The 23,639-nt window shown below is 68.1% G+C and carries 18 protein-coding genes; 2 read left to right on the top strand and 16 right to left on the bottom strand.

From position 1 onward, the window contains the following. Positions 1 to 2: 2 nt before the first annotated feature. From flhF to flhB, 3 genes are all read right to left on the bottom strand, one after another. On the bottom strand, positions 3 to 2,546 hold the full coding sequence (gene flhF / locus LRR16_RS00335) for a flagellar biosynthesis protein FlhF (protein ID WP_232204326.1): 2,544 nt from the start codon (positions 2,544 to 2,546) through the stop codon (positions 3 to 5). 466 nt (positions 2,547 to 3,012) lie between these two features. Further along, positions 3,013 to 5,103 carry a flagellar biosynthesis protein FlhA gene (flhA, locus tag LRR16_RS00330; protein WP_006577570.1) on the bottom strand — a complete coding sequence of 697 codons (2,091 nt, stop codon included), beginning with the start codon at positions 5,101 to 5,103 and terminating at the stop codon, positions 3,013 to 3,015. After that, positions 5,100 to 6,242: a flagellar biosynthesis protein FlhB gene (gene flhB / locus LRR16_RS00325; RefSeq protein ID WP_006577572.1), complete on the bottom strand. Its 1,143-nt coding sequence runs from the start codon at positions 6,240 to 6,242 to the stop codon at positions 5,100 to 5,102. The genes flhA and flhB overlap by 4 nt, the downstream gene beginning before the upstream one ends. Positions 6,243 to 6,588: 346 nt before the next feature. Here flhB and LRR16_RS00320 point away from each other — a divergent pair, with 346 nt between their 5' ends. Together LRR16_RS00320 and LRR16_RS00315 are read left to right on the top strand one after the other, a co-directional pair. Next, on the top strand, positions 6,589 to 8,664 hold the full coding sequence (locus LRR16_RS00320; RefSeq protein WP_232204325.1) for a hypothetical protein: 2,076 nt from the start codon (positions 6,589 to 6,591) through the stop codon (positions 8,662 to 8,664). Positions 8,665 to 8,691: 27 nt separating this feature from the next. After that, a complete protein-coding gene (locus LRR16_RS00315; RefSeq protein ID WP_232204324.1) occupies positions 8,692 to 10,773 on the top strand; it encodes a hypothetical protein in 2,082 nt (693 codons plus the stop codon). A 74-nt stretch (positions 10,774 to 10,847) separates the two neighbouring features. On the opposite strand, the gene cheZ is transcribed toward LRR16_RS00315, so the two are convergent. From cheZ to LRR16_RS00250, 13 genes are all read right to left on the bottom strand, one after another. After that, a complete protein-coding gene (gene cheZ, locus LRR16_RS00310) occupies positions 10,848 to 11,486 on the bottom strand; it encodes a protein phosphatase CheZ (RefSeq protein WP_006577575.1) in 639 nt (212 codons plus the stop codon). Between the two features lie 10 nt (positions 11,487 to 11,496). After that, on the bottom strand, positions 11,497 to 11,892 hold the full coding sequence (cheY, locus tag LRR16_RS00305) for a chemotaxis response regulator CheY (protein WP_006577576.1): 396 nt from the start codon (positions 11,890 to 11,892) through the stop codon (positions 11,497 to 11,499). 77 nt (positions 11,893 to 11,969) lie between these two features. Beyond that, complete coding sequence (locus LRR16_RS00300; protein WP_232204323.1) at positions 11,970 to 13,046, bottom strand: chemotaxis response regulator protein-glutamate methylesterase; 1,077 nt, start codon at positions 13,044 to 13,046, stop codon at positions 11,970 to 11,972. 22 nt (positions 13,047 to 13,068) lie between these two features. After that, positions 13,069 to 13,716 (bottom strand): chemoreceptor glutamine deamidase CheD, encoded by a 648-nt coding sequence (gene cheD, locus LRR16_RS00295; protein ID WP_006579681.1) that lies wholly within the window; start codon positions 13,714 to 13,716, stop codon positions 13,069 to 13,071. After that, positions 13,716 to 14,615, bottom strand: coding sequence for a CheR family methyltransferase (locus LRR16_RS00290; RefSeq protein WP_043439985.1), 900 nt, complete (start codon positions 14,613 to 14,615; stop codon positions 13,716 to 13,718). Before LRR16_RS00290 ends, cheD begins: the two co-directional genes overlap by 1 nt. Positions 14,616 to 14,709: 94 nt before the next feature. Next, a complete protein-coding gene (locus LRR16_RS00285) occupies positions 14,710 to 15,204 on the bottom strand; it encodes a chemotaxis protein CheW (RefSeq protein WP_006579683.1) in 495 nt (164 codons plus the stop codon). 129 nt (positions 15,205 to 15,333) lie between these two features. Further along, entirely contained in the window at positions 15,334 to 17,358 is a 2,025-nt protein-coding gene (cheA, locus tag LRR16_RS00280; RefSeq protein WP_232204322.1) for a chemotaxis protein CheA, read from the bottom strand. Positions 17,359 to 17,574: 216 nt separating this feature from the next. After that, the gene (gene motB, locus LRR16_RS00275) at positions 17,575 to 18,525 is read right to left on the bottom strand and encodes a flagellar motor protein MotB (protein ID WP_023264293.1); all 951 of its coding nucleotides are present in this window, start codon (positions 18,523 to 18,525) and stop codon (positions 17,575 to 17,577) included. A gap of 58 nt (positions 18,526 to 18,583) precedes the next feature. Further along, on the bottom strand, positions 18,584 to 19,447 hold the full coding sequence (motA, locus tag LRR16_RS00270; protein ID WP_006579238.1) for a flagellar motor stator protein MotA: 864 nt from the start codon (positions 19,445 to 19,447) through the stop codon (positions 18,584 to 18,586). A gap of 117 nt (positions 19,448 to 19,564) precedes the next feature. Next, complete coding sequence (gene flhC / locus LRR16_RS00265) at positions 19,565 to 20,167, bottom strand: flagellar transcriptional regulator FlhC (RefSeq protein WP_006579237.1); 603 nt, start codon at positions 20,165 to 20,167, stop codon at positions 19,565 to 19,567. Beyond that, a complete protein-coding gene (flhD, locus tag LRR16_RS00260) occupies positions 20,164 to 20,481 on the bottom strand; it encodes a flagellar transcriptional regulator FlhD (protein ID WP_006579236.1) in 318 nt (105 codons plus the stop codon). Before flhD ends, flhC begins: the two co-directional genes overlap by 4 nt. A 403-nt stretch (positions 20,482 to 20,884) precedes the next feature. After that, entirely contained in the window at positions 20,885 to 21,664 is a 780-nt protein-coding gene (locus tag LRR16_RS00255) for a DUF4088 family protein (protein WP_006579235.1), read from the bottom strand. Between the two features lie 60 nt (positions 21,665 to 21,724). Then, entirely contained in the window at positions 21,725 to 23,575 is a 1,851-nt protein-coding gene (locus tag LRR16_RS00250; RefSeq protein ID WP_232204321.1) for a methyl-accepting chemotaxis protein, read from the bottom strand. Between the last annotated feature and the right edge of the window lie 64 nt (positions 23,576 to 23,639).

The raw sequence follows: 23,639 nt of genomic DNA, 5'->3' as shown, positions 1-23,639 counted from the left end.
AATCAGTCTCCAAGCGCGGCCAGGTCGAACTTCGCCGACGCGTTCTCTTGCGTGCCCGCGGCGCTCCGCGTCATCCGTTGGGCGAGGTGCTGCGCGGATTCGGGCAGCGCCGGAGTGGGCGGTGCAGTGGCCGCATCGGCATGGGTCGCGACGTGGATCGCGGCGATCGGCGCATCCGCAGCACGCTGTTCGTTCGAGCCGGTAGCCGGCGACGACGCCGCGGCGTTGCGGCCCGGGAAGTTCTCCAGCACGTCGAGCAAGGCCAGCAGGCGGCCCAGTCCTTCGAGCAGCGCGGCGGCGCCGGGCGCCGCGTCCCTGGCGGCCGACCGGCCTGCTTGGCCGGCCAGCCCTGCCAGGCAGTCGATCGCCGCCTGGGCCGGCGCATGAGCCAGCCGCAACGCGGTCATGCCCGCCTGCAGCGCGACCAGCGCATCGACGTCAAAGGCCTGCGGCGACGTGCCGGCCGGGCGGCCGAGATGGTCCAGCGCATGGCGCAGCGTGCGGCATTGCAGCGCCGCGGCCTCGCCCCAGCGTGCCCACTGGGCGAGCTGCGCGCCGGCGCCGGCGAGCGCCGGATCGGCCAGCAGATAGTCGACGGCCAGCGTCTGGCCGCTGTCGCGCTCGATGGTGCGCGCCACCAGCAGCACGGCCTCGATGCCGCCTTCGGTGGCGGTGCCGCGCGCGGCGCGGGCCTGCCCTTCCAGCACGCGCACCCTGGTCTGCGCAACCCATTGCACCGCGTCGCGGTCGCGCCAGCGCAGCTCGGCCTGCGCGTGGAAAGTCAGCGTGTCGGCCAGTGCGTCGAGCTTCCATGCCGTGCCATCGCACAGCACGCGCGTGCTCTTGCGTGCTGCCGCCAGCCAGCGTTCGCCGCTCGACTGCCAGCGTTGCAGCGTGGCGCCGGCCGGCATCGTATCGAGCAGATGAACGACGGTACGGCGTGCGGCCAGCGCGGCGCGCCAGTCCGCCATCTCGGTGTCCCAGCCGCCGGCCTGCTGCGTGCGCGCCAGCGGCGTCACGGTGGCCATCAGCGGCATGCCGTCGCGGTCGCCGAGCCACAGCGTGTGCTGCCACGGCTGCGGCGCGCGGCGGCCCGGCACCGCGCAGGGCAGCGTCACCGAGGCGGACAGCACGAAGTGTTCGCAATGCCGGCTGGCGTCCTGGCAGACGGCATCGCGGACCTGGCGTACCAGCGGACGCAGCTCGGTCGGGGCGGCTTGGCCCTGGCCGCGGCTGGCCCACAGCTCGCGCAGCAGCGCAAAGCCATAGGGGCCATCGCGCAGCGCGTTGACGCAGGCGCCGACGGCATGGCCGCTGTCGGCGATCGAGCGCAGCACGTCGTGGGCTTCGCTGCGCGCGCCGTGGCTCGCGTCCGCGGCATCGTCGGCGCCTTGCGCCGCCAGCGCGCGGCGCGCGGCCTGCGCGTCGGCAAACACGGAGCCGCGCCGCGGCATCAGGAAGGCGCGCTCGACCAGCGCGTCGCCGCGCGCCAGTTCCAGATGCTCCGGCACGCGCTGGCCGGTCGACGCGTAGAACACCGGCAGCCGGTGCCGGATCACGACATCGAGCACCGAGCCCAGATGGGTGGCCTCGTCGAGCTTGCTGATGATGCAGCCGTCGATGCCGGCGCCCGGCGCGGCATCGTGGCGGTAGGCGTGCACCACCTCGTTGAGCGTATCGCCGTGGCTGGCGCCATTGAGCAGCAGCACGCGCTGCACCGGCGCCGGCGCGCCGGCCAGCATCGCGATCTGCTCGGACAGGTTGCGGTCGCGCTGGCTCATGCCGACGGTGTCGATGATCACCAGATGCTTCTGCGACAGCGCGCCCAGCGCGAGACGCAGATCCGACGCATCCTTGACCGCGTGCACCGGCACGCCGAGGATGTCGCCGTAGATCCGCAGCTGCTCGTGCGCGCCGATCCGGAAGGTGTCGGTGGTCAGCAGCGCGAGCTTGTCGGCGCCGTGCTTCAGCACGAAGCGCGCGGCCAGCTTGGCGGTGGTGGTGGTCTTGCCGACCCCGGTGGGGCCAACCAGCGCCAGCACACCGCCCTGGCCGAACAGCGCGTCCTCGTCGGCCAGCACCGGCACCTTGCTGGCGATCTCCTGGCGGATCCAGCCCATTGCGGCCGGACGGTCGTAGCCGGCCGGCAGCCGCGCCAGCAGCGTGCGCGCCAGTTGCGCGGAAAAGCCCGCGCCGACCAGCCATTCGAACAGCGACTCGCGCAGCGGATCGGCCGCGGCGGCCGGCACGGCGGGGACCGCGATGCCCGACAGCTGCCGCTCGATCAGCGCGCGCATCGATTGCAGTTCGCCGCGAATGCCGTCGATGTCCTCCGCGGCCGCGGCCTGGATCGGCTCGCGCAGCGGCGGCTGGAACCGAGGCGCGCTGTCCGAGATCGCGCCCAGATCGGTATCGCGCATGGCCACGATCTCGACGCCGCCGTCGACGGTGCGGTTGGACAGCACCACGGCGTCCGGCCCCATGGCTTCGCGCACCTGGCGCAAGGCTTCGCGGCCGTTGGCCGCCACAAATTTGGCTACGCTCATGTTTCGCGACCCTTGTTTCAGCGGGATCCAGCGGCACCGCCGCTCGTGGCAATCATTCGATGTTCGGTTGTCCGGCACCGCGGCATCGCTGGCCGCGATGGTGTCGGCATGCGGCCGACGGGCACAGGCCGGTCTGTTCTCGCGTGGTGGCGACGGACGTCTCGCGCAGGAAGGAGGGAGCGGGACGTTGCGGGGATCGCCGCATTCGGCTATCGACACCACGTGGCGAAGCGGCAGCCGGCCTCTTCGACGTGTCGATTATGCGAGCGGGGGTCTCGTGCTATTGGGCTGAATAGGCGGGGGATTGCGGCGCTATTTGGGCGATGACGGCGCCGCACGTCCTCGTCTCCGGGTTAACGGCAGCGGCCAGCAATTATTTTGGCCCCTGATGAGAAACAGGCGACAGGGAGTGCTCCTGTCGCCTGCGATCGCACCGCGGCTGCGGCGCCGGCCCCGACGATCCAACTCAGCCCGCGCCGCCGATCATCGCGGTAATACGGATATTGCGGTTGTCCGGCACCTCGGCGTGCGACAGCACCCTGAGCTGCGGCATGGTCCGCCGCAGGAAGCGGGACAGCAACGGCCGCAGCGCATGCGGGACCAGCAGCACCGGATCGAGGCCCATCTGCTCCTGGCGGGCCACCGCGGCCTGCGCCTGCTGCACCAGCGCATCGGCCAGGCCGGGCTCGATGCTGCCGCCCGAGTTCAACGCCTGCGACAGCACGCGCTCGAGGCCGGCATCCAGGCCGATCACCTGCAGGTCGGCACCGTTGGGGAACCACTGCTGCGTGATCGCGCGGCCCAGCGCCATGCGCACCAGCGCGGTCAGCTCGTTGGGGTCGCTGATCTTCGGCGCATGTTCGGCGATCACATCGAGGATCGTGCGCATGTCGCGGATCGGCACACTCTCGTCGAGCAGGTTCTGCAGCACCTTCTGCAGCGACGTCAGCGTGATCGTCTTGGGCACCAGGTCCTCGGTCAGCTTCGGCGAATCCTTGGCGATACGGTCCAGCAGCGCCTGCACTTCCTGGCGGCCCAGCAGCTCGGCCGCGTGCTGGTGGATCAGATGGTTCAGGTGCGTGGCGACCACGGTGCTGGCGTCGACCACGGTATAGCCAAGCGCCTGCGCCTGTTCCTTGATGCCGCTGTCGATCCAGACCGCCGGCAGGCCGAACGCCGGATCGCGCGTCGGCGTGCCGGGCAGCGTGCCGCTGACCTGGCCCGGATCGATCGCCATCCATTGGCCGGGCACGGCCTCGCCGTAGCCGATCTCGACGCCCTTGAGCGTGATGCGGTAGGCGTTGGGCTTCAGTTCCAGGTTGTCGCGGATATGCACCACCGGCACCAGGAAGCCGACCTCCTGCGCGACCTTCTTGCGGATGCTCTTGATCCGGCCCAGCAGCTCGCCGTTCTGCGCGCGGTCGACCAGCGGAATCAGCCGGTAGCCGACTTCCATGCCCAGCGGATCGACCAGCGTGACGTCGTCCCAGGTCGCCTCGGTGTTCTCGTTGGCCAGCGCGGCGGGCGTACGCTCTTCGCGCTTGGCGGTTTGCTTGGCAGCCAGCTGGCGCTTGCTGACATAGGTACCGAACCAGACCAGCCCGCCGGCCAGCAGCAGGAAGGCAATGTGCGGCATGCCGGGGATGATGCCCAGCAGGCCGATGATGCCGCCGGTCAGGTACAGCACGCGCGGATCGGAGAACAGCTGGCCGGTCAGCTGCTCGCCGACGTCCTGGTCGTTCGACACGCGCGAGACGATGACACCGGCGGCGGTCGAGATTACCAGCGCGGGGATCTGGGCAACGAGGCCGTCGCCGATGGTCAGCAGCGTGTAGTTGCGCACCGCGGTCGAGAAGTCCAGGTCGTGCTGCACCATGCCGACCACCATGCCGGCGAACACGTTGATGAACATGATCAGCAGGCCGGCGATCGCATCGCCGCGCACGAACTTGCTGGCACCGTCCATCGCGCCGTAGAAGTCCGATTCCTGCGCGACCTCGGCGCGGCGCTTGCGCGCGCCCTCTTCGTTGATCAGGCCGGCGTTCAGGTCCGCGTCGATCGCCATCTGCTTGCCCGGCATCGCGTCCAGCATGAAGCGCGCGCCGACCTCGGCGATACGGCCCGCGCCCTTGGTGATCACCATGAAGTTGATCACGACCAGGATCGCAAACACCACGATGCCGACCGCGAAGTTGCCGCCGACCAGGAAATGGCCGAAGGCCTCGATCACCTTGCCGGCCGCGTCGGGGCCGGTATGGCCCTCGAGCAGCACCACGCGGGTGGAAGCGACGTTCAGCGACAGCCGCAGCAGCGTCGAGAACAGCAGCACGGCCGGAAACGCGGCGAAGTCCAGCGGACGCTGCGTGTACATGCCGACCAGCAGCACCATGATCGACAGCGCGATATTGAAGGTGAACAGCAGATCGAGCAGGAATGGCGGCAGCGGCAGCACCATCATGCCGAGGATCATCACGATCAGCAGCGGCCCGGCCAGTGCCTTCAGCTGGCCGGCGGACTGCCCGCCGGGCAGTCGGAACAGCGAGTTCAATGCATTCATGCGCGGCTTTCCGGTACGGCAAGTTCGTCGGGCACCGGCAGGCCGGTCGGGGCTTCGGGCAGCGGCCCGTTGGCGTGGTGCCAGTGTTTCAGTTGGTAGACCCAGGCCAGCACCTCCGCCACGGCGGTGTACAGCCCGGAAGGAATCTCGTGGCCCAGCTCGACATGGCGGTGCAGCGCGCGCGCCAGCGGCGGCGCGGACAGGATCGGCACGCGATGCTCGGCGGCGAGCTCGCGAATGCGCGCGGCGACCTCCTCGGTGCCCTTGGCGACCACGCGAGGCGCGCCCATGCGGCCTTCCTCGTAGCGCAGCGCCACGGCGAAATGGGTCGGGTTGGTGACCACCACGTCGGCCTTGGGCACCTCGGCCATCATCCGGCGCCGCGCCATCTGGCGTTGCAGCTGACGGATCCGGCCCTTGACGTGCGGGTTGCCCTCGCTTTCCTTGTGCTCCTGCTTGACCTCTTCCTTGGTCATGCGCAGCTTCTTGAAGTAGTCCCAGAATTGCCAGGGCACGTCGATCGCGGCCACCAGCAGCAGCGAACCGGCGGCCAGCGCGCAGCACAGCAGCACCAGCTCGAGCAGGCGCAGCAGCGCCTCCTGCACCGGCGCGTTCATCAGCGCCACGGCGTCCGGCAGATGGCGCCACAGCACCCAGAAGCCGATGCCGCCGACCAGCAGCGACTTGGCGACGGCCTTGGTCAGCTCGACCAGCGACTGCGCGGAGAACAGCCGCCCCAGCCCCTTGAGCGGGGACAGCCGGGAGAAATCGGGCAGCAGCGACTTGGTCGAGAACAGCCAGCCGCCGAGCACCATCGGCGCCAGCAGCGCGGCGACGGCGAACAGCAGCAACAGGGGCAGCACCCCCAGCAGCGATTCCCACACCAGTTGCGCGAAGCCGGACAGCATGCGGGCCGGATCGTGCGCCACGGCGGGCTCGAACGACAGCGCGGCGCGCATCACGGTATCGAGCTTGCGGCCGAGCATCCCGCCCAGGCCCCACAGGCCTGCCACGCCGGCCATCAGCATCACGAAGGTGCCGAGCTCGCGCGAACGCACCACCTGCCCCTCCTCGCGCGCCTTTTCCAGGCGCCGGGGTGAGGCGGGTTCGGTTTTCTCGAGATCGCTTTCTTCGGACATGGCCGCTCCGTGGCGAAGCGGCATGCCGCCCTTCGACGGGGTCGATTATCGGAGCGAGGGAGCGCCGCCATTAGGGGAAATAGGCGGGGGATTGCCACGCTATTTGGCCGATGGCAGGGGCGCGCGGGCACGCAGCGCCGCGAGAACGGTTCGATCACAGAGGTTAACGGCGGTCCTGCGGGATTCTTTCGGGATGGCGGCGCGCCGGCGAGCGATTGCGGTAAATCCGGGGCAATTCGAAAAGAGCCGGTGATGGCATGCCGCTATGGTGCCCGGCTCGATCCCTTGTCCGGCCGGGGCGGGCCACACCGCAGCGCGAAAGCGCGGCGACACGACGGAGGCAACCATGCCCTTCCAATTCCTTATCTCTTCATCCGGCGAAGCGATCGCCGCAGCCCACGCCAATCCCGAGCCGGCGCAACATGCCACCGGCAATGGCACCCTGGCCCAGGGCGCCGGGCGCATCGCGCTCGATACCCTGCCCGAATGCATGCTGCGCCAGATCGTCGAGCGGCTGCGCGGCGCGGCCATCGTGGCGCTGTCGCGGACGTCCAGGCGCATGCATGGCCAGCTCGATCGCGACTTCGTCGCACCCGTCCGACTGCGCGAGCGATTGAAGTGGATCGTCTCGAACTCGGCGTTCCAGCGAGCGCTCGGCGACATCGCCCAGCTGGCCCCGGCGGATCGCTGTTCGCTGTTGAACCGGATGCCGGTCGAACAGCTCCATCCGGCCATCCAGATGCGCGCCGATATGGCCCGGTTCGCACTGCTCCACACCGACGCGCCAGGGCCAACTGCGCGCGCGCCGCTTGTTGACATCGCGCAGCGGCCGGTCCCGGCCCTGCTCGATATCGCGCTGGCCCTGGACGCGGACGCACGCGTCCCGGCGCTGACCGGCCTGGCCGCCAGGGCGTCGAGGAACAAGGAACGATGGCGCGACCTGCTCGAAGGCATGCTGGCGGCTGCCCACGAGCGCAAGGGACGCGCCGGCGTGGCCAGCCTGGCCGAACGCGTGCAATTGCTGACGGCGGTCGCCGAGGCACTGGGCGATCCGTCGCGTTATGTCGTGCGGATGGCGTGCCGCGCATCGCTTTGGCATCGCGTCTTCGACGAAGCCCGGGCGTTACCGCCGGCAGCGCGGCCGCCGATCTGGCTGGCGCTGGCAGCAAGCGCGGCATGCGACTTCGCCGCTGCGTTGGAACAGGACATGCCCGCCGAGCCGCGCGACACCTGTTGGTACCGCATCATCGGCGCGATCGGCAACCAGATGCCGGCGGACCAGGCCAATGAGGCCCTGGTCGCCATGCTCGACCGGATCGACGGGCTCGACGAGATCACCTCGAGGCCGGCGCCCTATATCGCCTTGATGGAAGCGGCAAGCCGGCTGCCCGACGCGCTCGCGGTCCTCGTGATGAACCGGGTAGTCGAGCAGGCGTCCCGCATGAATTCCGTCGCGGTTTACGAGCGGATCTGGGAGGCGGTATTCGGGGCGTCGCGCGGGCTCGAGCCCGCGCTTCAACAGCAGGTCCTGGTCGCGCTCGGCCAGCGCTTGCCGGACGCCGACGGTCGCCTGCAACGCTGGTTCGCGCTGAGCGACCGCGTTGCCGCCCTGCCACGCGCGCTGCGGCGCGAGCCGTTGCTGGCCATGGTCGATGCCGAGCTGAGCACGGACGTGCCGGCCGGCTTCGCGGTACCGCGCCTGATGGGCTTACTTGAGGAACTCGATCTGGACGATCGGCCCACGTTGCTGTCGGGCCTGCTCCAGGTGTATGACGACGCCCCCCGCCATTGGTCCGATATGGTCAACGCGGCGGTCGATCTGCCGCGGCGCATGCGCCGCGACCCCTTCGCCGCGATCGCGCACAAGCTGCTGGTCACGCGCGAGCCGTTGCCCGACACACCACCGCCGCAGCGAGCCGACGACACTGCCGCGGCCGCACCAGGCGATGTCTCGCTCGCGGCCTGGCCCGTCAGCGAGCGTCAGGCGCGGCGACAATTCACCGAGCTGCTGGGCATGCTGACGTGGGCGGATCGCGGCTTCGTATTGATGGCCATGGCGCCTTACGCCTCCGTCCACCGATTTACCTGGCTGATCGACGAAGGGCTGTACTTGCCCCGCAGCGGACGCCACGAAGTCAGGCTGTTCACGACGCTGGCGGAACGCGCCACGCGGCTCACCGAACCGCGCGACGCCGCGCAGATACTGCCGGCGCTCGCCACGGCGATTCGCACGTTGCAACCGGACCAGTGCGCCTCCGCGTTGTACTGGCTGCACGATGCCTGCCAGAAGGCCGACATGATCCACCTCTTCGCGCCGGTATGGGCGCATTTCCATGCGTCGCTGCCGGTCGAGGATGAGCCACCGGCCGCCGACGGCAATCGCCTCAAACGCAAGGCACGGGACCGGCCAGCCGATGCGTGAACGGCGCGAAATCCCATCCCAGGCGCCATGCCTTCCCTTCTGATCGCCCTGTCTGCCGCCATGCCACTGACCGCTACGCCCCCCTCCCCTGCCACCGCACCCCCTGAAGGCCTCGGCACCAACGACCATGTGCTCGAACATGTCGCCACCTGGCTGCACAAGGCCGACAAGGTCCGGCTGGCCCGGGTCAATCGCCATATCCATGCCGTGATGGAGCGGCTGTTCACCGGTCCCGCCCGGGTCAAGGACCGCATCCGATGGACCCGCTCGCTGACACAGCTGCATGCGCGCTGTGCGGAAATCGCGGCACTGCTCAAGCCATGGCATGCGGTTCTCCACGAGCGCCTGTTCCAGTGCGTCACGACGCGATGGAGGATCCTGGACGACGAAGCCAGCCGCATACTGGCACCGTTTCGCCCCGCCGTGGCCGCTGGCACCCGCATCCAGCATGCCCGTCGTCCCGCTTTCGTGACCGACATGCTTGCCCTCCCGCCGGGCGATTGCAGCCGGGCACTGGCCACCTGCGTATCCGACAGCAAGGGCAGCGTTCTGGCGGAAATGCCGCTGCGGCAATGGCTGGCCATCGCGGACGATGCACCGGACGAGCAGGACGCCATCGCGCTGCTGGCCGCCATCGGCACCTACGCCAGCGCTCCCGATCGCGCATCGGGGACGCGCTGGCTCGAGACGCACGCCTGCCTGTTCGAGCGGCAACAAGCCCTGGCATCGCGAGGCGAGCCCGCGTGCGCGCTTCGTACGAAGCTGCTGTGCGCATCGGCGCTTGGCCTGGAGGAGGCGAATCCTGGCGATCTTCTTGGGGTGACGGTGTCCGATCGCCGCGCGCGCTGGGATGCGCTGCTCCATTGCGCCACCGAGCTGCCGGCGCAGTCATGCGCCGAGGTATTGATGGCACTGGGTCGCAGCGTGCGAATGGATGCCACGCATCCGCTGCCGGAGACATCGCTGCCGCGCTGGCGATCGCTGGCCGACATCGCGGTACAACGGCTGCGGCCCGCCGAGACCGCACGCGTGCTTCTCGGCATGGTCGCCCACGTGGTCGAGCCTGAGGAGCGATGCGCCATCGCGGACAGCGGCATGGCGGGCTACCTCGCGGATTGCGCCATGCGTCTCGATGCATCGCTGTGCGTCGAGCTGTGCGAACACCTGCTGTCGATCGCGGACCAGGCCGAGCGGCTGGAGAGCGTCTGGTCCACCGTATTTCGTCTGGCCGATGCGGCGCGCGACATGTCGGTCAAGGCCAGATTGGCAAAGCTCCTGGCTTTCCGGGTCGATGCGATGGACGCACGGCCGGCCGATTCGACACGTCGGTGGAACCTGGTGCATGGGCTCATCAAGGACTGGCCGCCGGGTGTCCGCGAAGCGCTGCTGCCCTCGATGGTGTGCAACCTGGGCCGATGGCATGCCGATCCGGAGGGCGCGGTATCGGCTTATCTGCAGCTGGCCACGGATGTCTCCGACCGCGGCAAGGCGTCCGCGCTGGCGGGCGCGATCAAGACGCTTGGCGCCCATCCCTGTTATTGGGACTTGCATCTCGCGCGCGTGTCGGCCTTGCCGGCTCCGGTCCGACACAAGGCAATGGAGCCCCTGGCCAAGAGCTTGTTCGGCGTCATGTCGGGCAGCAGCGAGATGTGGCGCGATGCCGTCCGAAACGGGGCGCCCGTCACCATCGATTCGGTTCGCGAGCAACTGGAGCGGCTGCTGGACATGCTGACGCCGGGACAGCGTGGTGCCATCCTGCTCGACCTCACTTCAGCGGCCACGTACACCCGTTGGACCTGGAACGCCGAGGTCGCATTGTGGCTGCTGGCACAGGTTCGCAAACTGCTCGCGCACCACCAGCTGCCCGGCCAGCAGCGGCACGAGGTCGTCATCGTCACCGCTCTGGCCCGCTGGGCCGCGGACGCGCGTGACGAAACAGGCGTCGACACGGTGTATCCGCCCCTGCTGAACGCCATCGAAGCGCTGCACCGCGAAGCGCGCGGCGGCGCCGTGCACGGCCTGCTTCGCGGCATCGGTGCGACGGCGTGGCGCGATCGGGTCTGGGCGCTGTACGACACGCTGCCGGCAGCCGACAGGACGATCGGCTGAACGCACCGCCGTTCGCGTACAGGCGTACAAGCGTACAGGCGTTCAGGCGTTCAGGCAGTCGCAGGTTCGGAAGCTCAGAAACCCAGGCTCGCCAGCAGATCGTCGACCTGCGACTGGTCCGATACCACGTCGTGCTTGCCTTCCGGATTGACCTGCGGTCCGTTCATCAGCGTCGCCGGGCCGGTCTCGACGCGGCGCTCGGCCGGGACATTGTCGATCAGCATCTGCAGCAGCTCCTGCTCCAGCGTCTGGATCATGTCCATCATCTTCTTGATGACCTGGCCCGTCAGGTCCTGGAAGTCCTGCGCCATCATGATCTCGAGCAGATGGCTGCCGGTGGCGCGGGCCTGCGTCGGCACCTCGGTCAGGAACGACCGCGTGTCGAGCACCAGCTCGCGCGCATCCGCCAGCTCCACCGGCCGCGCGAACCAGTCCTCCCAGCGCTTGTCGAGCGCCTCGGCCTGCTTCTCCAGATCGGCCTGGATCGGCTGCGCCAGCTCGACCGCGTTCAGCGTGCGCTCGGCCGCCTTCTCCGTCATGTTGGCGATGTAGCTCAGACGGTCGCGCGCGTCGGGGATCGCCTGCGCCGCGCGCTCGATCTCCTTGTCCAGGCCCAGCTCGCGCATGCTGTCGCGCAGCATGCGCGTCAGGCTGCCGATGCGCTGGATGATCTGCTCGGCGGACTCGATATTGATATTCGACGTGGTGGACATAGCGGCTGCCTCAAGCCCCTTCCTTGGCGATCTTCTCGAAGATCTTGGTGATCTTCTCGTCCAGCGTCGCCGCGGTGAACGGCTTGACCACATAGCCATTGGCGCCGGCCTGCGCCGCCGCGATGATGTTTTCCTTCTTGGCCTCGGCGGTCACCATCAGCACCGGGGTCTTGGCAATCGCCGGATCGGCGCGAATACCTTGCAGCATCGTCAGGCCGTCCATGTTGGGCATGTTCCAGTCCGAGACGACGAACTGGAAGCTGCCGTCCTTGACCTTCTCGAGGCCGGCGGCGCCGTCTTCGGCTTCCTCGACGTTGGCGAAACCCAGCTCCTTGAGCAGGTTGCGGATGATGCGGCGCATGGTCGGGAAGTCGTCGACCACCAGGATCTTCATGTTCTTGTCCACTCTACGGCTCCATTACGGTTGTGGATGATTGCGTCTATCCGGACGCGCCGCGCAGCCGCGGCGCATCCGCGTGGTTTTCAAACGCGCTGCGCGCGGGTACCGAAGGTGGCCAGCCGCGCCATCACGCGCTGGCTCATCGCCGACAGCGGCACCACCTCGTGCGCGCCGCCGGCGGCGATCGCCTCCTTCGGCATGCCGAACACGATGCAGCTCTGCTCGTCCTGCGCCAGGTTGTAGGCGCCGGCCTCGCGCATCCGCAGCATGCCGCGCGCGCCGTCGCGGCCCATGCCGGTCAGGATCACGCCGATGGCGTTCTTGCCCGCATGCACGGCGGCCGAGTCGAACAGCACGTCGACCGACGGCCGATGCCGGTTGACCGGCGGGTCCTGCGACAGGTGCGCGACATAGTTGGCGCCGCTGCGCGCCAGCAGCAGGTGCTGGTCGCCCGGTGCGATATAGGCATACCCCGGCAGCACGCGCTCGCCATGTTCCGCCTCCTTGACCTTGATGCGGCACAGGCCATCGAGCCGCTGCGCGAACGAGCGGGTAAAGCCGGCCGGCATATGCTGGACGATCAGCACCGCGGGCGCGTCGGGCGGCAGCGGCATCAGGAATTCCTTGATGGCCTCGGTGCCGCCGGTGGAAGCGCCGACGATGATCAGCTTCTCGGTCGACAGCAGCGGCGTGCGCAGCATCGGCGCCGGCGCCGCGGGCTCGGCGCCGGGCGCCGCCGCGGGCCGCGGGCGCGCGCGCGAGGCGGCGCGCAGCTTGTCGGCGATGGTGTCGGTGTATTCGAGCAGGCCGTCGCGGATGCCGAGCTTGGGCTTGGTGATGAAGTCGACCGCCCCCAGTTCCAGCGCGCGCATCGTGATCTCCGACCCGCGCTCGGTCAGCGACGACACCATCAGCACCGGCATCGGCCGCAGCCGCATCAGGCGTTCGAGGAAATCGAGCCCGTCCATGCGCGGCATTTCGACATCCAGCGTCAGCACATCGGGGTTCAGGCGCTTGATCATCTCGCGCGCGACCAGCGGATCCGGCGCGGTGCCGACCACCTCCATGTCGGGCTGGCTATTGATGATCTCCGTCATCAGGCTGCGGATCAGCGCGGAGTCATCCACGCAGAGCACCTTGATCTTGGCGGCGGCGGTCATGTCGAAAACGGGTCCTTCGAATTCAGGAAACGGTGGAAGCGGCGCCGCGCCGCCCGAACAGCTCGACGCCGCCGCGTACCGGCGTCGCGGAAATGGCGCGCGCCAGCGCGCGTTCGCTGCGTTCGACGACCGCCTGGTCGTCCTGGCGCGTCAGCCGGCGCACCAGCGCCAGGCCCGTCTGCGGGAAATAGCTGACCCGGCGCGCGTGCGGTCCGCGCAGGTCCTGCGCGGCGACCCGGATTTCTTCGGTCTTCAGATAGCGCAGCACGAACTCGGCGTTGCGGTCGCCGATGTTCAGCGTGGTCATGTTGGCCAGCACCGCGCCGCCGCCGAACACCTTGGCCTCGAGCCGCTCGCGGCGCGCGCCCATCTTCAGCAGCTCGTTGATCAGCACCTCGAGCGCATAGCAGCCGTAGCGCATCGATGCGGATAGCACGCGGTCGGGCCCGGCGTTCTCGTCGTCCGGCAGCATGAAGTGGTTCATGCCGCCGACGCCGGCCTTTTCGTCGCGGATGCAGGCGGCCACGCACGAGCCCAGCACCGTGGTCAGCACGACGTCGTCGCGCGTCACGTAGTACTCGTTGGGCAGCAGCTTGATCGCCTGCTTGCCGAACTCGCGGTCGAAGTAGGTGCGGGTGGCGATCGCCTCCGGCAGGTGCGGCGTCTGCATCAGGCGGCTCCGGCCCTGGCGGCGCCCGGCGCCAGTTCGTAGACGGTCTGCCCGCGCAGCTGGAAGGCGCGCGTCACGTAGGAGAAATTCTCCGAATGGCCGGCGAACAGCAGGCCATGCGGCTTGAGCAGCGGGACGAAGCGCTCCAGGATGCGGCCCTGGGTCGGCTTGTCGAAATAGATCATCACGTTGCGGCAGAAGATCGCATCGAAGCGCTCGCGGATGCCCCAGTCGGGCGCCAGCAGGTTCAGCGGCTCGAACGTGATCGTCGAGGCGAGCTCGGGCTTGACCTTGACCTGGCCGGCACGCTGCCCGGTGCCTTTCAGGAAGAAGCGCTTGAGCCGTTCCTGCGACAGCCGCGCGACCTGCTCGGCCGAATAGACGCCGGTCCGCGCCTTGGCCAGGACCTGCGTGTCGATATCGGTGGCCAGCACGGTTCCGGCGCGATCGCCGAGCGCCTCGGCCAGCGTGATCGCGATCGAATACGGCTCCTCGCCGGTCGAGGCCGCCGCGCACCAGACCGAATACGGCCGGCCGATCCGCTTGGCATGTTCGGCCAGCAGCGGGAAATGGTGCGCCTCGCGGAAGAACGAGGTCAGGTTGGTGGTCAGCGCGTTGGTGAAGAACTCCCACTCGCCGGAGTACTCGTCGGCTTCGAGCAGCGCCAGGTAGCTGGCGAAGTCGCTCAGATGCAGCGCGCGCAGGCGGCGCGCCAGCCGGCTGTAGACCATCTCGCGCTTCTGCGCGCCCAGCGAAATGCCGGCGCGGCGGTGGATCAGCGCGCGCACCTTGTCGAAGTCGCGGTCGGTCAGCAGGAAGTCGCGCGCGTCGTCCCGCAACGTGGCGAGCGGCATGGCGGGGGCCGCGGCGCGGGGAGCGGGGGTTCGGTGCGGCGTCATGTCTGCGGGCGGATCGGCGAGGGTGGCGACGAGGTGAGGATGATGCGCGGGGCTGGCGATGGCGAGCGGCGGGCCGTTGGGGGCCCGCGCCCGCTCAGGCGGCCTCGCCCTCGATCAGCTCCATCTCGGGGCTGGTCATCATCCGTTCGATATCGAGCAGGATCAGCATGCGGCCTTCGACGGTCGCCAGGCCGGTCAGGTGCTCCGTCGACACCGACACGCCGAACTCGGGCGCCGGCTTGATGGCCTCGCCCGTCAGCGTCAGCACGTCCGACACGCCATCGACCACGATGCCGACCACACGGCCGGCGATGTTCAGGATGATGACGACGGTCTGGTGGTCGTACTTGACATTGCCGAGGCGGAACTTCATGCGCAGGTCGACGATCGGCACGATCACGCCGCGCAGGTTGGTCACGCCCTTGATGAAGTCCGGCGCGTTGGCGATCCGCGTCACGCCGTCGTAGCTGCGGATCTCCTGCACCTTCAGGATGTCGATGCCGTATTCCTCGGAGCCCAGCGTGAACACCAGGAATTCCTGGCCCGCCGCCTCGCTTCCGGGGGTGTCGCTATGTCCGATGCCGGCCATGATGTGTTGCTCCTTGTTCAATCCTTGTCGTCCCCGCGAAGGCGGGGACCCAGCGTCTTTCCCGCATCGTGTGTCGAGTCGCTGGGTCCCCGCTTTCGCGGGGACGACGGTATGAATATCCGTTTGTCGTTACGCCAGCGCCGGCTCCTGGCGCCGCACGCCGGTGCGCTGCAGCGCGGCGACGTCGACGATCAGCGCCACGCTGCCGTCGCCCAGGATGGTCGCGGCCGAGATGCCGGGCACCTTGCGGTAGTTGGTCTCCAGGTTCTTCAGCACGACCTGGTGCTGGCCGATCAGCTGGTCGACCAGCAGCGCGAAGCGCTTGCCCTCGGCCTGCAGGATGATGGCGATGCCCTGGGTCGGCTCCTGTACCGCGTTTTCGACGTTGAAGACGCGGTGCAGCTCCAGCAGCGGCAGGTATTCGCCGCGCACGTGCATCACGCGCTCGGTATTGGCGGCGGTGCGCACGTCGTCGGCCTTCGGCTGCAGCGACTCCATCACGCAGTTCAGCGGCAGGATGAAGGTCTCCTCGCCGACCTTGACCGACATGCCGTCGAGAATCGCCAGCGTCAGCGGCAGCACGATGCGGGTGGTGGTGCCGTTGCCGGGGCGCGAGCTGATCTCGACATGGCCGCCCATCTCCTGGATGTTGCGCTTGACCACGTCCATGCCGACGCCGCGGCCCGACAGGTCGGTGACCGCCTCGGCGGTCGAGAAACCCGGCGCGAAGATCAGCTGCCACACTTCCTCGTCGCTCATGCTCTCCGACACCGGCAGGCCGTTCTGCATCGCCTTGGCCAGGATCTTGTCGCGGCGCAGGCCGCCGCCATCGTCGCTGACCTCGATCACGATGTTGCCGCCGTGGTGCTGCGCCGACAGGATCAGCTGGCCGGTCGGATCCTTGCCCGCGGCGACGCGCTTGTCCGGCGTCTCGATGCCGTGGTCCAGGCTGTTGCGCACCAGATGGGTCAGCGGGTCGATGATCCGCTCGATCAGGCTCTTGTCCAGTTCGGTGGCCTTGCCGAAGGTCACCAGGTCGATCTGCTTGCCAAGCTTGGCGGCCAGGTCGCGCACCAGGCGCGGGAAGCGCGAGAACACATAGTCCATCGGCATCATGCGGATCGACATCACCGCTTCCTGCAGATCGCGCGCGTTGCGCTCGAGCTGGCCCATGCCGGAGAACAGCCGGTCGAACAGCACCGGGTCGAGCGACGACGCGGTCTGCGCCAGCATCGACTGCGTGATCACCAGTTCGCCGACCAGGTTGATGATCTGGTCGACCTTCTCGGTCGGCACGCGGATCGAGCCGGACTCCTGGTGCGCGGCCGCGGCACTGGCCTTGGCGCGCTCCTTGTCCTTGGCTGCGGGTGCCGCCGCCGGTGCGGGGGTAACGGGGGCCGGAGCCGGCGCGGCCACGGTTTCGGCAACGGCCGTCGCGGCGGTGGCGGCCGGCGCCGCGGCAGCCGCGCCCGTGGCGGGTTCGATCACGATCTGCTCGGCGTCGATCACGAAGCAGCAGACCGCGACGATATCGTCGGGACTGCACTGCGTCGCCAGCTCGATCGCCAGCTCGCTGTCGCTCTGCGTCTCGCCGAGGATCTCGCCGAGATTGCCGAGCTCCTCGCGCAGCAGCGCCTGGTCGTCCTTCGACACGTTCAGCAGGCGCACCTTCAGCGCGCCGCCGGGCGCGGCCGTGGCGGCAGCCGGGGCCGCCGCCGGAGCGGCCGCTACCGGCGCGGGGGCCGGTGCTTCGCCACCGGTCTCGTACGCCAGCTGCTGCAGCACCGCACAGATGCGCGCAAGGGTCTGCGGATCGGGTTCGGTACCGTTGCGGTAGGCGTTGAGCTGGTCTTGCAACACGTCCTTGGTTTCCAGAAAGGTATCGATGATGGCCCTGGACAACGCCAGTTCGTGGCGGCGCGTGCGGTCCAGCAGATTCTCGAGCAGGTGGGTGGTTTCGGTCAGCGCGCTGAAGCCGAAGGTCGCCGCCCCGCCCTTGATCGAATGCGCCGCGCGGAAGATCGCATTGAGGTCTTCCGCGTCGGGCGCCTCGATGTCGAGGCCGAGCAGCAACTGCTCCATTTCAACGAGCAGCTCTTCCGCTTCCTCGAAGAAGGTCTGGTAGAACTGCGTGATATCGATATCGACAGACATGACCGTCCTGAATCACTGATTGCTAAGCATTGAGCCGTTACCAGCTGGTTATCGACCTCGCCGACGGTCTTATTAAATTTTGTTACTGATTTAAGCGCCGGCTGCCCTCTCCCCTACCCCTCTCCCGCATGCGGGAGAGGGGAACACCCTCGGCATGCGGAAGGCGCTCCCCTCTCCCGCTTGCGGGAGAGGGGCCGGGGGAGAGGGCAAGCCTTTCTACTGCGCCCGCGCCGCCGACGCGCCGGTCGCCTCGTCCATTCCCTGCTGCAGCGCCTGCGCCGACTCGCCGGCCTTGGCGCGCACCGCGACGTCGGCCGCGCTGGCGTTCTCCGCCTCGAAGCGGGCCTGGGCGCGCTGGTTCAGCACCACGATGCTGATGCGGCGGTTGACCGGCGCCAGCGAATCCTTCTTGTCCAGCGGCATGGTGGCGGCCAGGCCCAGCACGCGCAGCACCTTGCCCTCCTGCATGCCGCCAGCGATCAGCTCTTGGCGGGAGGCATTGGCGCGGTCGGCCGACAGCTCCCAGTTCGAATAGGTCCGCTCGCCGTTCATGTAGGTCGACGAATCGGTATGGCCCGACAGGCTGACCTTGTTCGGCATCTCGTTGAGCACCGGTCCGATCTCGCGCAGGATGTCGCGCATGTACGGCTCGACCACCGCCTTGCCGGTGCGGAACATCGGCCGGTTCTGCGTATCGAGGATCTGGATGCGCAGCCCTTCGCTGGTGATGTCCAGCAGCAGCTGCGGACGGAACTGGCGCAGCACCGGGTTGTTCTCGATCAGCTGTTCGAGCCGCTGCTTCAGCGCGCGCAGCCGCTCGGTCTCGAGCTGGTCGCGGCGCTTCTGCAGCGATTGGGGGTCGTCCTCGCGCATGCGCCGCGTTTCGCCGTCCTTGCTGGCCGGATCGATGCCGCCGCCGGGAATCACGCTCGGCGACTCGCTGGTCTTCTGGCCGCCGGCGATCGCGACCTTCAGCGGCGTGCGGAAGTACTCGGCCACCTGCACCAGGTCCTTCGGCGTCGACGTGCTCAGCAGCCACAGCACCAGGAAGAAGGCCATCATCGCCGTCATGAAATCGGCGTAGGCGATCTTCCAGCTGTGGTTGCCGTGCGGCTTGTCGTGGGCGGCGACGCGTCGGACGACGATGGGGCGCGCGTGATCGGTCATGCTTGGCCTGCGTTGGACGGACGAATGGACTGGCTCGCGGACTGCCTGGACGACGCGCTTACGTCAGGCTCTTGACTTCGCGCACGTGGTCGTCCAGTTCCAGGAACGACGGACGCTCGCTCGAGTACAGCACCTTGCGGCCGAACTCGACCGCGACCAGCGGCGCGTAGCCATTCAGCGAAGCCAGCAGCGTGACCTTGATGCACTGATACATCTTGACCGTCTCGGCAACCTGATGCTCGACGCGCGAGGCCAGCGGCGAGACGAAGCCGTAGGCAAGCAGGATGCCCAGGAAGGTACCGACCATCGCATGCGCGATCAGCGCGCCCAGCACCGACGGCGGCAGGTCGGCCGAGGCCAGCGCATGGACCACGCCCATCACCGCGGCGACGATGCCGAATGCCGGCAGCGCATCGCCGACCCGCGCCAGCGCGTGGGCGGGCACTTCGGCCTCGTGCTTGAAGGTCTCGATCTCGTGGTCCATCAGGGCCTCGATCTCGAAGGCATTCATGTTGCCGTTGACCATCATGCGCAGATAGTCGGTCAGGAATTCCATCATCGCCGGGTCGGCGAGGATGCGCGGGTACTGGCTGAAGACGCTGCTGGCGGCCGGATCGGCGATTTCCTTTTCGAGGAACAGGATGCCCTCGCGGCGCGCCTTGGACAGCAGCACGTACAGCAGCGCCATCACTTCCATGTACAGCGCCTTGTTGTATTTGCTGCTGCGGAGCAGCTGCGGCAGCGCGCGCAAGGTCGCCTTGATCGCCTTGCCGCTGTTGGCGCTGATGAAGGCGCCGACCGCGGCGCCGCCAATGATCACCAGTTCTGCCGGTTGATATAGCGCGCCCATGTGGCCGCCAGTCATGGCGTATCCACCAAGCACCGCCGCCACTACGACGACATAGCCAAGAACAACTAGCACGATCGATTCCCCGTCAGAAAAACACGCGTCGGACACGCGCGAGCCGTACCTCGGAAGACACGGCAAGCTGCGCGCCGTGCCGCCTCGGTCTGGCTCGCCGCGCAAGCCCGGCGTGAATCAGGCGGGTTGCGCTGGCGTGGCGTCCTTCGAGGGCTTCTTTGCCTTGCCCGCGCGCGATGGCGGCCGGCACAGGCTGCAGACGAAGTTCGCGTTCGGCTCGTAGGCGTGTGTGACGAACTGTCCTCCGCAGCATGTGCAACTGGAAAGCTGCAGCATATTGCTCTCGAAGAACCGTACTAACGTCCAGGCACGCGTAAAACTTAAGACAATTTCGCCGCCTAGCAGGGACACGTGCTCGAGGTAGAGCCGGTATGCGGCGACCACGGCACGAATGCCGCTCGCCTCGCCCTGCTCGACCATGAACTGGTAGGCCGAGAAGAACAGCGACGAGTGGATGTTCGGCAGCCAGGTCGTGAACCAGTCCGTCGAGAACGGCAGCATGCCCTTGGGCGGGGACACGCCGCGCAGTTCCTTGTACAGACGGATCAGCCGGTCGCGCGACAGCGTGGTCTCGGCTTCGAGCACCTGCAGTCGCGCACCCAGGCCGATCAGCTCGATGGCGAGCTGCGTCTGGTTGGCATCCTGCAGTACGCTCTTGCGCGGGGCGGCCGGAGCGGCCGTGTAGCTCCGGGCCGGTTGGGCCTGCAGCAGCGCGCTCAATTGAGCGACTCCACCGGTTGCCGCGCGAGCAGGATCGCAGCGTGGATCTGCTGCATATCGTGGCTCTTGGCGGTATGCGTCAGCGTGGACAGCAACGCGTGATCGTCGAACCGGAATCGGCACAGGACCATGTTGGACGCCGCCAGCTTGACCAGCTGAGCCGGCGTCAGCTTGGCCAGGATGTCAGCGATCTCCTTGCTGACGCCCAGGCGGAACATGGCTTCGAGTTGGTTTTCGCGCACCAGGCGTTGCGCGAGCAGCAGATAGGCGAGATTGACCTCCCTGATCTCCTGCAGAAGTTCACTGCTTTCCAATTTATCCCCGCTACCAAGGAACCCTCGCCCGCTTGTCCAGCGCTTACCGGTGGCAGACCTCCGGCGTCCAGATCGTTTCAGTGCGTGTGCGACGGGTACTACATCTGATCGGAACTACTCCGGTCCAGTTACAAAACTCACATCTGGTAACAAATGTTACGGAATGTAAATGGACTGACCGCTTTATATCGGCAATCGGCTGCCGCTGCCAATCCCTACTTACGTTGGGGATGCGCATTGTCGTACGGATGATACATGGCCGAAACGACGCAGACAGATGTAACAACCTTGTAACGTGATCTGAATCAAATCTGTAACAGCAGACATGCTGCGAGAATCACTTGGGAGGCGATTCAGCGCAGTTTTCGGGCGAGTTTCCCGTGTTACTGGAAACGCTTCACGTTCACGGCGAACGCCTGTCGCTTTCCACCATTGACGGCGCAGCCGGCATCGGCTTGAAGACGCGGCGCAGCCACGCGGCGAGCCGCGCGAATACATCGTCGGGTTCGTCGCGGAACAGGTGCGGCCGGGCGTGCTCGATCTGCTCCATCACGCGGCCCGCTTCCTGCGCGTCGATCGCGCCGTAGTCGAGCGCCAGGCCCACCATCGCGCGCAGCTCTCCCAGGCGGGTCAGCGCGGCGCCAGTGCCGCGCTCGGTCTGCACCAGATACAGCAGGTCGTAGACGCGCCGGCGCAGGCTGTCGGCAAGACGCCAGGCCGGCGTCTGCATCTGTTCTTCGATCGTGCGCACGTCGATCGCCGCGTTGGCGATGTGTTCTGCCAGCGTATCGGCCAGCGCCGGATCGGCGCCGGCGTGGTCGAGAATCTCGACCGCCCACTTGCGCGCCTGCGCCAGCCGTTCGGACTGCGACCATTCCGAGCGCACCGCAAGGCCGAAGCCGAAGCGTTCGGCATCGCGCATCAGATTGGCCAGCGCATGCGGCAGTTGCTTGTCGAACACGCGCTTGGCCCAGGCGTACTCGCCGCCGGTCAGCAGGCGCGTGACCGCGCGCTCGGTCAGCGGCCCGTCCTGGTGCATCACGCGCGCACGCAGGAAGTCCTCGAACGAGGGCGGCACGAACTGCCGGTCCAGCCCCGTGGAGAGCCGGACGAAATGGTCGAACTCGCCGCGCAGCTTGTCCGCGGCCTCACGCGGCAGGGACAGGGTGATTTCGCTGTTCATCGTCTGTCATGGTCGGGGGCGCGCCGTGCCGGCCGCGCCCGCCCCGCCGCGGCGGGGTGTTCAGAAGGCGCTCCAGTCGCTGTCGGCACCGGCGGCGGCAGCAGCCGCAGCGGCGGTGGCAGCGCGCGGAGCCGGACGGCCCGGCAGGCGCGGGGCGGACTTGGCCGGAGCCGGCTCGGCACGTTCGGCGCGTTCGGCACGTTCGGTACGTTCCGCACGATCCGCTGCAGCAGGCTCGTCGTGACGGCTGGCGACCGCGGCGGCCGATGCCGGCGCCGCGGGAGCGGCGATCGGGCTGGCGACCGACGGGGCCTGCAGCGACGGCGCGAACAGCTCGTCGGCGGCCAGACGGAAGCGGGCCAGCGACGCCTGCAGGCGGGCGGCCTGGTCTTCGAGCGAACCGGCCGCGGCGGCGGCCTGCTCGACCAGCGCCGCGTTCTGCTGCGTGACCTCGTCCATCTGCGCCACCGCCTGGTTCACCTGCTCGATGCCCGAGCTCTGCTCGGCCGACGCCGCGCTGATCTCGCCCATGATGTCCGTCACCCGCTTGACCGCCTGCACGATCTCGCCCATGGTCTGTCCGGCCTGGCCCACCAGCGCCGAGCCGTTGTCCACCCGCGCCACCGTATCGCCGATCAGGCCCTTGATCTCCTTGGCCGCATTGGCGCTGCGCTGCGCCAGGCTGCGCACCTCGCCGGCCACCACCGCGAAGCCGCGGCCCTGCTCGCCTGCGCGCGCCGCTTCCACCGCCGCGTTCAGCGCCAGGATGTTGGTCTGGAACGCGATGCCCTCGATCACGCCGATGATGTCGACGATCTTCTTGGACGCACCGTTGATCTCGTCCATCGTCTGCACCACCCGGCCGACCACCTCGCCGCCCTTGACCGCAGTCTCCGACGCGTTGGCCGCCAGGCCGCTGGCCTGCCGCGCGTTGTCCGCGTTCTGGCGCACCGTGCCGGTCAGCTCTTCCATGCTCGACGCGGTCTCTTCCAGCGACGCCGCCTGCTGCTCCGTGCGCTGCGACAGGTCGTTGTTGCCGGCGGCGATTTCGCGCGAGGCCGACGCGATCGATTCGGCCGCGGTCTTGAACTCCTGCACCATGCCCGATAGCTGCAGCTGCATCTGCTTCATCGCGTACAGCATGCTGTCGCGGTCGCCGGCGCGCAGCTTGATCTCGGTCGAGAAGTCGCCGTCGGCGATGCGCGATGCGATCGCGGCCGCGTAGGCCGGTTCGCCGCCCAGCTGGCGCGACAGCGCGCGGGCCAGGAACACGCCGAGCAGCAACGACACCGCCAGGCCGCCGAGCACCAGCGCCAGCATCCACAGGCGCGAGCTCTCGTAGACCCCCTCGGCTTCTTCCATGTTCGCGCGGGCACCGGCGTCGCGGCGCTTGACCATGTTGAACATCAGCTCTTCGATCGCATGGCCATCCTTGAGCAGCGCCGTGCTTTCCTCGAACACCTGGCTCTCGAACTGCGAGGTATCGAGCGGCTGGCGCGAGACCAGCTCGACGTACTTGGCCATGCGGTCGCGATAGGCCGGCAGCAACGTATCGAACTGCTTGATCAGCGCCTGGCCTTGTTCGGTCTGGAAGGAATTGCGGGCCTGCTTGATGCGCTCGTCGACCACGCCGAACGACTTCTCGATCAGCGTCTTCTCGGTCGTCCGTTCACCCATCGTCGAGGCCGACAGCAGCGCGATCTGCGCGCGGCTGGCGTACAGCAGATTGATGTTGGCGTCCTGCACGGCCTTCAGCGCCTGCAGGTCGGTGTTGTAGATCCGGCTGGTCCACTCGGTCATCCGGCCCATATTGACCACCCCCAGCAGGCCCATCGCCATGCCGATGACGGAAACGATCAGAAAGCCGACGACCAGCTTCGTCGCGACTCGCAGTTGCTTGAACCATTGCATGAGAACTACCTCTTCTTCTGGATGACCGTCCGGCCGGATGCGGCGCCGATCGCCAGCGATCGGT

The sequence above is a fragment of the Cupriavidus sp. UGS-1 genome, from assembly GCF_021213615.1.
Taxonomy (GTDB): Bacteria; Pseudomonadota; Gammaproteobacteria; order Burkholderiales; family Burkholderiaceae; genus Cupriavidus.
Note: the sequence above shows the minus strand (reverse complement) of the source record. Positions and strands in the feature narration are given on the sequence as shown.

What these genes read in the sequence shown, in the direction of transcription:
- flhF (WP_232204326.1), bottom strand. Translation starts at nt 2,546, where the DNA reads ATGAGCGTAGCCAAATTTGTGGCGGCCAACGGCCGCGAAGCCTTGCGC.
- flhA (WP_006577570.1), bottom strand. Translation starts at nt 5,103, where the DNA reads ATGAATGCATTGAACTCGCTGTTCCGACTGCCCGGCGGGCAGTCCGCC.
- flhB (WP_006577572.1), bottom strand. Translation starts at nt 6,242, where the DNA reads ATGTCCGAAGAAAGCGATCTCGAGAAAACCGAACCCGCCTCACCCCGG.
- LRR16_RS00320 (WP_232204325.1), top strand. Translation starts at nt 6,589, where the DNA reads ATGCCCTTCCAATTCCTTATCTCTTCATCCGGCGAAGCGATCGCCGCA.
- LRR16_RS00315 (WP_232204324.1), top strand. Translation starts at nt 8,692, where the DNA reads ATGCCTTCCCTTCTGATCGCCCTGTCTGCCGCCATGCCACTGACCGCT.
- cheZ (WP_006577575.1), bottom strand. Translation starts at nt 11,486, where the DNA reads ATGTCCACCACGTCGAATATCAATATCGAGTCCGCCGAGCAGATCATC.
- LRR16_RS00300 (WP_232204323.1), bottom strand. Translation starts at nt 13,046, where the DNA reads ATGACCGCCGCCGCCAAGATCAAGGTGCTCTGCGTGGATGACTCCGCG.
- cheD (WP_006579681.1), bottom strand. Translation starts at nt 13,716, where the DNA reads ATGCAGACGCCGCACCTGCCGGAGGCGATCGCCACCCGCACCTACTTC.
- LRR16_RS00290 (WP_043439985.1), bottom strand. Translation starts at nt 14,615, where the DNA reads ATGACGCCGCACCGAACCCCCGCTCCCCGCGCCGCGGCCCCCGCCATG.
- LRR16_RS00285 (WP_006579683.1), bottom strand. Translation starts at nt 15,204, where the DNA reads ATGGCCGGCATCGGACATAGCGACACCCCCGGAAGCGAGGCGGCGGGC.
- cheA (WP_232204322.1), bottom strand. Translation starts at nt 17,358, where the DNA reads ATGTCTGTCGATATCGATATCACGCAGTTCTACCAGACCTTCTTCGAG.
- motB (WP_023264293.1), bottom strand. Translation starts at nt 18,525, where the DNA reads ATGACCGATCACGCGCGCCCCATCGTCGTCCGACGCGTCGCCGCCCAC.
- LRR16_RS00255 (WP_006579235.1), bottom strand. Translation starts at nt 21,664, where the DNA reads ATGAACAGCGAAATCACCCTGTCCCTGCCGCGTGAGGCCGCGGACAAG.
- LRR16_RS00250 (WP_232204321.1), bottom strand. Translation starts at nt 23,575, where the DNA reads ATGCAATGGTTCAAGCAACTGCGAGTCGCGACGAAGCTGGTCGTCGGC.